Here is a 7,274-nt window from a genome sequence, read left to right on the forward strand (position 1 = left end):
GCCTCCTTACCGGCGTTGAGCGCCGTGAAGGAGGCCTTCACGGCCCGTCGCGAGGAGGCGGCGGGAGCAAGGGACCTTTGCTATCGTTTTGCGACGAAACCGCAGGTCAGAACAGGGGAGCGGCGGCCAGGACGTGATCGCGGAAGCCGTCGACCGCGGGCGGTAGCTGCTCGTGGGCCCGCCAAGCGAGCCCGACGGTCCGGCGCACCGGCGGGACCAGCGGCACCTCCGCGACCCCGGCGGGCGTGCCCGGTTCGAACCGGGGCAACAGCGCGACGCCGAGCCCGGCCGCGACGAGCCCGCGCACGGTGTCGGATTCCTGCCCCTCGAACGCGATCCGCGGGGTGAACCCGGCGGCCGCGCTCAGCTCGTCGGTCATCCGGCGCAGGCCGTAGCCGTGTTCGAGCAGCACGAACTGCTCGTCCGCCAGTTCCGCCATGCGCACGCTCGAACGCCGCGCGAGCCGGTGCGTGGCGGGGACGGTCAGCAGGATCTCCTGTTCGGCGAGCAGCACCGAGGTCAGCGTGGGTTCGTCCGGCAGCGGCGCGATCAGCGCGAGGTCGAGTTCGCCGCCGATGAGCCGGTCGAGCATGTCCTGGCGGGAGCCCTGGACGAGGGTGAACCGGACGCGCGGGTGCCGGGCGCGGTAATCGCGCAGCATCGTGGGCACGATCGAGCGGCCCATCAGATGCAGGAAGCCGAGGACGACGTGCCCGGTCTCGGGGTCGATCTCCTCCCGCGCCCGCCGGGCCCCCGCTTCGACGTCGGCCAGTGCGCGCTCGGCCGCCTCGGCCAGCAGTTCGGCGGCCCGGGTGAGGCGGATACCGCGTCCGTCGTGGACGGTCAACGGCGTGCCCAGCGACTCGCCGAGCGCGGCGACGCGCCTGCTGACCGTCGGCTGAGGGATGCCGAGCAGCTCCGCCGCGCGTGTGATGTTCCTCGTCTTCCGGAGCGTGCTGAGCAGGAGTAGCTGCGGCGCGAGCTGGGCGGTCAGGCTTTCGTACTCCATCGCATGGATTATGGGCCATGGGCGTATTGGACGCATTGATTAGCCGGGCTTACTTTCCGGGGTGTGACCACCGCAGCGCGCTCCGAAGTGCCCTCCGTCAAGACGTCCCGGCGGGTCAAGATCGCCGTCGCTGCTGCGGGGATCTCCTCGTTCGCCCTGCTTTACGCCCCGCAGCCGGTGCTGCCGCAGCTCGCCGTGGAATACCACCTCGACCCGGGAAGCGCGTCGCTCGCGGTCAGCGTCGCGACGGGCGCGCTCGCGATCGCGGTGCTGCCGATCGCGGTGCTGTCCGAGGTGGTCGGCCGCCGTCCGATGATCCTCGGCTCGGTGATCCTTTCCGTGCTCTTCGGGCTACTGGTACCGCTCGCGCCGTCGTACCCGGCGATGCTGGCCGTGCGTGCCCTGCAAGGCGTGGCGATCGCGGGCTTCCCCGGCGTCGCGGCTGCCTACCTGGCCGAACGGCTCGGCAAGGCGGGTGTCGCGGCCGCTGTCGGCGCGATGATCGCCGGGAACACCATCGGCGGCATGCTCGGCAGGCTGGCCAGCGGTTTCACGGCCGACGCGCTGGGCTGGCGCGGCGCGATGTACGTCGTCGCCGGGGTCAGCCTGCTGTGCTCGGCCGTCACGGTGGTCACCCTGCCCCGGGCGCCACGCCGCGCCGCGTCGCCGGCGGGGGAGCAAGGGACCTTTGCTATCGCTTCGCGGGGCCTCGGGAACCAGCTGCGGGAGGTCGCTTCGGGGCTCGCGACGGCGCTCCGTCGTCCGGTCCTGCTCGCGCAGTACGCGGTCGCGCTGCTCGCGATGGGCTCGTTCGTGGCGCTGTACAACGCGGCGGGCTTCCGCCTCACCGGCGAGCCGCTGGACCTTTCGCCCGCGATCGCGTCGCTGGTGTTCCTGGCCTACGCGCTGGGCTCGGTGTCCTCGGCCGCCGCCGGGCGCCTGATCGCCCGCGTCGGCCGGACCCGCGCGCTGATCGGTTCGCTGCTGCTGACGCTCGTCGGTGCCGCGCTCACCCTGCCGGACTGGCTGCCACTGGTCGTGCTCGGCTTCGTCGTCCTGACGGCCGCCTTCTTCTCCGCGCACGCCGTCGCGAACGGCTGGGCCGCGGCCGAGGCACCCGACGGCTCGCGTGGGCAGGTGTCCGGGCTGTACACGCTGTCGTACTACCTCGGGAGCAGTGTCGGCGGCGCCGTCGGCGGGTACGTCTACGGGCACGCCGGCTGGTCGTGGCTGATCGGCGCGGTCGCCGTCTGGCTGCTGCTGGCGGTGCTCGCGGTCGCCACCGGAGCCACCCGGACTTCGCGCGCGACGGCCGGAGAGGAGCAAGGGACCTTTGCTAGCGTTCGTTAGTGCGCTAATGGTTGGCAGGGCAAGGGACGATAGCAAAGGTCCCTTGCTCTCTTTTCGCAGGTCAGAGGGGCATCAGAGGTGCCGCTCAGCTGGCGGCGGCCACCAGGAGCCCGCCGCCGACCGGGAGCAGCGCGGGCACCAGCCGCTCGTCCTCCCGGATCGCCCGCGCGACCTCGCGCAGGCCCATCGTCTCGGGATCGCGTCGCGACGGGTCGAACATGCGGCCGTCCGCCAGCACGTTGTGGAACGCGATGATCCCGCCGCGCCGGAGCAGCGCGACGCCCTTGTCGTAGTAACCCGGGTACTCCATCCTCGCGGCGTCGACGAACACCAGGTCGTAGCCGCCGGGGGTCAGCCGGGAGAGCACGTCGAGCGCGCGGCCGATGATCAGCCGGGTGCGTCCCGGCGGCAGCCCGGCCTCGGTGAACGTCCGCCGCGCGGCGCGCTGGTACTCGGGTTCGATGTCGATCGACGTGAGGACGCCGTCCGCGGCCATCCCGCGGAGCAGGCAGAGACCGCTCACGCCGGTGCCGGTGCCGACCTCCACCACGGCCCTCGCGCACAGGGTCGCGGCGAGGAAACCCAAGGTCGCGCCCGCCGCCGGGCTCAGCGGCTCGCAGCCGAGCTCGTCCGCGCGCGCCCGCGCGGCAGCCAGTACCTCGTCATCGGGCAGGTACCCGTCGACGTACTCGGTCTCGGCGGGACCGGTCGCCGAGGCCGCATGCGTCCCGGAGTTCACGCAGGGAGGTTAGCGTTGCCTGTCGATAAATCAGCGCAGACTCCCTGGTAAGCCCGCTGGCGACTTCTCAGATAGTTCTCAGTCTCGTCTCACTAGAACCATAAGGAGACACGACAGACTCAGTCTCGTAGATACGGGAACACCGTGCCGATGGCCCGCGTTGGGTGGAGTAGTTGGGAGACACACTGATGGAGGTGCCTGCTCCGCCGATGCAGAACGCCGTTTCGGACATGCCGGAGGTCAAGCCGGTCACAGTCGGTTCGCCGGACCAGGGGGAGGCGGCCTGGACGCCCCCGTCCTGGGACGAGGTCGTGCGCGAACACGCCGACCGCGTCTACCGGCTCGCGTACCGGCTCACCGGGAACACGCACGACGCCGAGGACCTCACGCAGGAGACCTTCATCCGGGTCTTCCGGTCGCTGGCCTCCTACAAGCCGGGGACGTTCGAGGGCTGGCTGCACCGCATCACCACGAACCTCTTCCTCGACATGGCGCGCCGCCGCTCGCGGGTGCGCATGGAGGGGCTGCCCGAGGACACCGACCGGATCGTCGGCGACGACCCGAGCCCGGAGCAGGTGTACTCGAACACCCACCTCGACCCGGACCTGCAGGCCGCACTCGACGAGCTGCCGCCGGAGTTCCGCGCCGCGGTTGTGCTGTGTGACGTCGAAGGCCTGTCGTACGAGGAGATCGGCGCGACGCTGGGTGTCAAGCTGGGCACCGTGCGCAGCCGGATCCACCGTGGCCGCCAGGCGCTGCGCGCGTCGCTGGAGCGTCGCCGCGCGCTCGCGCAGGAGTCTGCGAAGGTGTCGGTATGACCGCACCGCGCTGGGGCCTGCCCGAGTCGCATCTGCTGCCCGACGCCGTAGTCGCGTTCGTCGACGGTGAGCTGTCGCTCGGGGCGATGGACAGGGCGGCGGCCCATATCGCGCGGTGCGCGAGCTGCGCGGCGGACGTCACGGCGCAGCGTCAGGTGGTCGCCGCGGTCAAACGCGCCGGGGAACCCTCGATGTCGGCCGGATTCCTGGCCAGCCTGCGTGCCATCCCGGAGCAGACCGAGCTGCCCAGCGCCCCGGACAACCTGGCGGTCACGGCCGACGGCCAGCTCGTCGCGATCCAGCGGCCGGACAGGGTCGCCGGGCTGCGGGAGACCGGTGTGCTCGGCGGGACGGCGCCGATCGGTTCGGCGGCACCGCTGGGCCAGTCCCCGAACGTCCTGGGCGGCGGCCGCTTCGGCGGCGCGCGGAAGCGGGCCGCGCAGGGCGCCGGTGTGGTCGTCTCCGGTCTGGTGCTGAGCGCGCTCGCGCTGGTCGGGACCTCCGGCGACAGCGGGAGCGACGCGGGCACGGACCCAGCGAGCAAGGCGCCGCAGAACGCGAACCTGCTGCCCGCGCGGATGGCGGTGGCGCCGTCCGCGCAGCTGCCCGCCCCGGCGCCGACCTCGGTGACCCCGGTCGTACCGGCTGCTCACGCGCCCGCCGCGGCACGCTGACGGCGTTGACGATGAGGCGCTGACAGGCATTTCACCGCCGATTCGGCAGACTCGGTGCCCGAGGCTTGGGTATCGTCACGCCCAGCCACCGATCTTGAGCCCCGGGGAATGATGACCGAGCAGCAGCCGAACACGCACCCGCCCCAGTCCGGTACGGCTGGCGAGGATCGGCTGGCCCCGCGCCCGCTGGAGCGCCCGGCCGTCGATCCGGCGCAGGCGGCGACGTTCGGGCGGCCGCACGGCGTCGACGGCGCCTTCGACAAGCTGTACACCCCGGGCACCACGAACGGCAGGACCGCGCCGCCGGTGGACCTCGCCCCGCCCACGCCGGAATCCCTCGCGGAGGCGTTCCGGCGTCCGCCGGGTACCGAAGGCGTGGTCCTGGAACGGCCCCGCGAGGCCCCGGCGGGCTCCGACGGCGGCTCCGAACCTCCACTGTGGACGGAAACGTCCGACCCGTGGCGTGATCCCGCCGCGGGCGCCGTGCTCGCCGGTCCGGCGGAGCAGGCCGAGGCGGAGGACAAGCCGGGACGTCGTCCCGCGGGGGCGTTGCTGAGCCTGCCCGAGGTGCTGTTCGGCAGGCGGGTCCAGCCGAAGGTACTGGCGTTGCTGGGCGTGGCGGCGTTGCTCGTCGGCGCGGTCGGCGGGCTGGTCGGCTGGTGGATCGCCGACACCGGGAGCGAGCTCACCGGGACGGCGACGATCTCCGAGGCCGAGGCGGCGAAGGAGCGGCCGGCGGGCTCGGTCGCGAACATCGCCAAGCGAGTCTCCCCGGCGGTGGTCTCGCTGGAGGTGTTCAAACCCGGCGGCAACTCCGGCGAAGAGGGCTCCGGCGTCGTGATCGACCCGCAGGGCTACGTGCTCACCAACGAGCACGTGATCTCCTCCGCGGTCGCGGACAAGGCCGTGAAGATCACCGCGGTGTTCGTCGACGGCACCCGCACCGAGGCCAAGGTCGTCGGCGCGGACCAGAAGACCGACCTCGCCGTGGTGAAGGTCAGTGTGACCAACCCGACCGTGCTGCAGATCGGCAAGTCCGCCGACCTGCAGGTGGGCGACTCGGTGATCGCCGTCGGCTCCCCGCTGGCGCTGCAGAACTCCGTGACCGCCGGGATCGTGAGCGCGCTGAACCGCCCCATCACCGCGGGCGGCGACAACGGCGCGCCGCCGGTCACCTACGAAGCGATCCAGACCGACGCCGCCATCAACCACGGCAACTCCGGCGGCGCGCTCGTCGACTCGACCGGCGCGCTGGTCGGGATCAACTCGTCGATCCGGTCGTCGGGCCAGGACGGCGGCAGCATCGGCATCGGCTTCGCGATCCCGAGCGACTACGCGATCAAGATCGCCAAGGCGCTCATCAAGGACGGCAAGGTCGCGCACGCCGACATCGGGATCAACGCGTCCTCGACGGTGGCCGGGTCCAAGACGATGGGCGCCCAGGTCAAGAACGTGGCGCCGGGCGGGCCCGCGGCGAACGCGGGCATCAAGGAAGGCGACGTCGTCACCAAGATCGGCGGCAAGCTGGTCCGCGACTCCGCCGAGCTGACCGTCGCGGTCCGCGCGCACAACGTCGGCGAGGTCGTGCCCGTGCAGGTTGTGCGCGACGGGGCGTCACTGGTTGTCGACGTGACGCTGGCTTCGGACTGACAGAGGACTCGTCCGCGGGCTGCCGGAGCGGGGTTCCGCGCAGGTACGCTGGGCGGGTAGTCACTGACGCCGGAGGTTCACGGGTGTTCGAAAGTGTCGGCTGGGGCGAGATCCTCGTGATCATCATCGCCGGCCTCTTCATCCTCGGCCCGGAACGGTTGCCGGGAGCCGCTTCCTGGCTGGCCAAGAGCGTCCGCAAGGTCCGTGAATTCGCCAGTGGCGCGCGGGAACAGCTGCGGGAGGAGATGGGCCCCGAGTTCGAGCAGCTGCGCAAACCCCTGGAGGATCTGCGCGGCCTGCGCAACTTCGACCCGAAGCGCGTGGTGACCCAGCACCTGTTCGAGGGCGACAGCGATCCGCTCGGCATCGCCGGCTTCAAGAACGACATCACCGGGGCGAACGGCGTGAACGGGACCAACGGTGTGAACGGCACCAACGGCTCCGCGAAGCCGAACGGCTTTCCCGCCGCGAGCACTCCGCAGGCCGAGCCTCTCAAACCCGGCGAGCGTCCCCCGGTCGACCCCGACGCGACCTGACCTCCCGCCTCAGTCCTGTGAAGGCCACCTTGAGGGACCTGAGTTCCCTGATGGTGGCCTTCAGCGCGTCCTGACCCCGCCCGAGGGGGAGCAAGGGACCTTTACTCACGCTTGTGTGCTGAGCGCAACTAACGATAGTAAAGGTCCCTTGCTCCGCTCCGGCGATAGCAAAGGTCCCTCGCTCCTGTTCCCGAGGTGGCTCATACGCCCCAATGTGGCGTTCGCTGCGTTGGACGCATCGAACGCCACATTGGGGCGCTCGATGCCACGCTGACCCGACTCAGTCCGAGGGACGCCCTGGGTGCGCTGGACGCACCGAGGGACGCCCTCGTCGCGCTCAACGCACCGAAGGCGTCCCTCGGCACCCGCGCGCACCGGCCACATCGGGCATGGGCGCAGCAAATGCCGTTAAGGCCACCTTACGGGCGTCTGACGCTCGTAAGGTGGCCTTAACGGCACGTCGGCAGAAGCTCAGCGGCGGCCGGTGGGGGTGACGTT

The 7,274-nt window shown here is 71.4% G+C and carries 7 protein-coding genes; 5 read left to right on the top strand and 2 right to left on the bottom strand.

The features are described 5' to 3' along the window. Positions 1-106: 106 nt before the first annotated feature. A complete protein-coding gene (locus ACFWX1_RS47440) occupies positions 107-1,009 on the bottom strand; it encodes a LysR family transcriptional regulator (RefSeq protein WP_378396520.1) in 903 nt (300 codons plus the stop codon). A 63-nt stretch (positions 1,010-1,072) separates the two neighbouring features. Between ACFWX1_RS47440 and ACFWX1_RS47445 the strand changes: the two genes are divergently transcribed. Beyond that, complete coding sequence (locus tag ACFWX1_RS47445; RefSeq protein ID WP_378396521.1) at positions 1,073-2,359, top strand: MFS transporter; 1,287 nt, start codon at positions 1,073-1,075, stop codon at positions 2,357-2,359. 85 nt (positions 2,360-2,444) lie between these two features. On the opposite strand, the gene ACFWX1_RS47450 is transcribed toward ACFWX1_RS47445, so the two are convergent. After that, positions 2,445-3,098 (bottom strand): O-methyltransferase, encoded by a 654-nt coding sequence (locus ACFWX1_RS47450; protein ID WP_378396522.1) that lies wholly within the window; start codon positions 3,096-3,098, stop codon positions 2,445-2,447. A 188-nt stretch (positions 3,099-3,286) separates the two neighbouring features. Between ACFWX1_RS47450 and sigE the strand changes: the two genes are divergently transcribed. From sigE to tatB, 4 genes are all read left to right on the top strand, one after another. After that, entirely contained in the window at positions 3,287-3,916 is a 630-nt protein-coding gene (sigE, locus tag ACFWX1_RS47455; protein WP_378396523.1) for an RNA polymerase sigma factor SigE, read from the top strand. Then, entirely contained in the window at positions 3,913-4,590 is a 678-nt protein-coding gene (locus ACFWX1_RS47460; protein ID WP_378396524.1) for an anti-sigma factor family protein, read from the top strand. The genes sigE and ACFWX1_RS47460 overlap by 4 nt, the downstream gene beginning before the upstream one ends. A 111-nt stretch (positions 4,591-4,701) precedes the next feature. Continuing rightward, entirely contained in the window at positions 4,702-6,240 is a 1,539-nt protein-coding gene (locus tag ACFWX1_RS47465; RefSeq protein WP_378396526.1) for a S1C family serine protease, read from the top strand. Between the two features lie 83 nt (positions 6,241-6,323). After that, the gene (gene tatB, locus ACFWX1_RS47470) at positions 6,324-6,776 is read left to right on the top strand and encodes a Sec-independent protein translocase protein TatB (protein ID WP_378396525.1); all 453 of its coding nucleotides are present in this window, start codon (positions 6,324-6,326) and stop codon (positions 6,774-6,776) included. Positions 6,777-7,274 lie beyond the last annotated feature (498 nt).

Origin of the sequence: Amycolatopsis sp. NPDC059021, from assembly GCF_042739895.1 — a bacterium.
In the GTDB taxonomy this organism is placed as follows: domain Bacteria; phylum Actinomycetota; class Actinomycetes; order Mycobacteriales; family Pseudonocardiaceae; genus Amycolatopsis.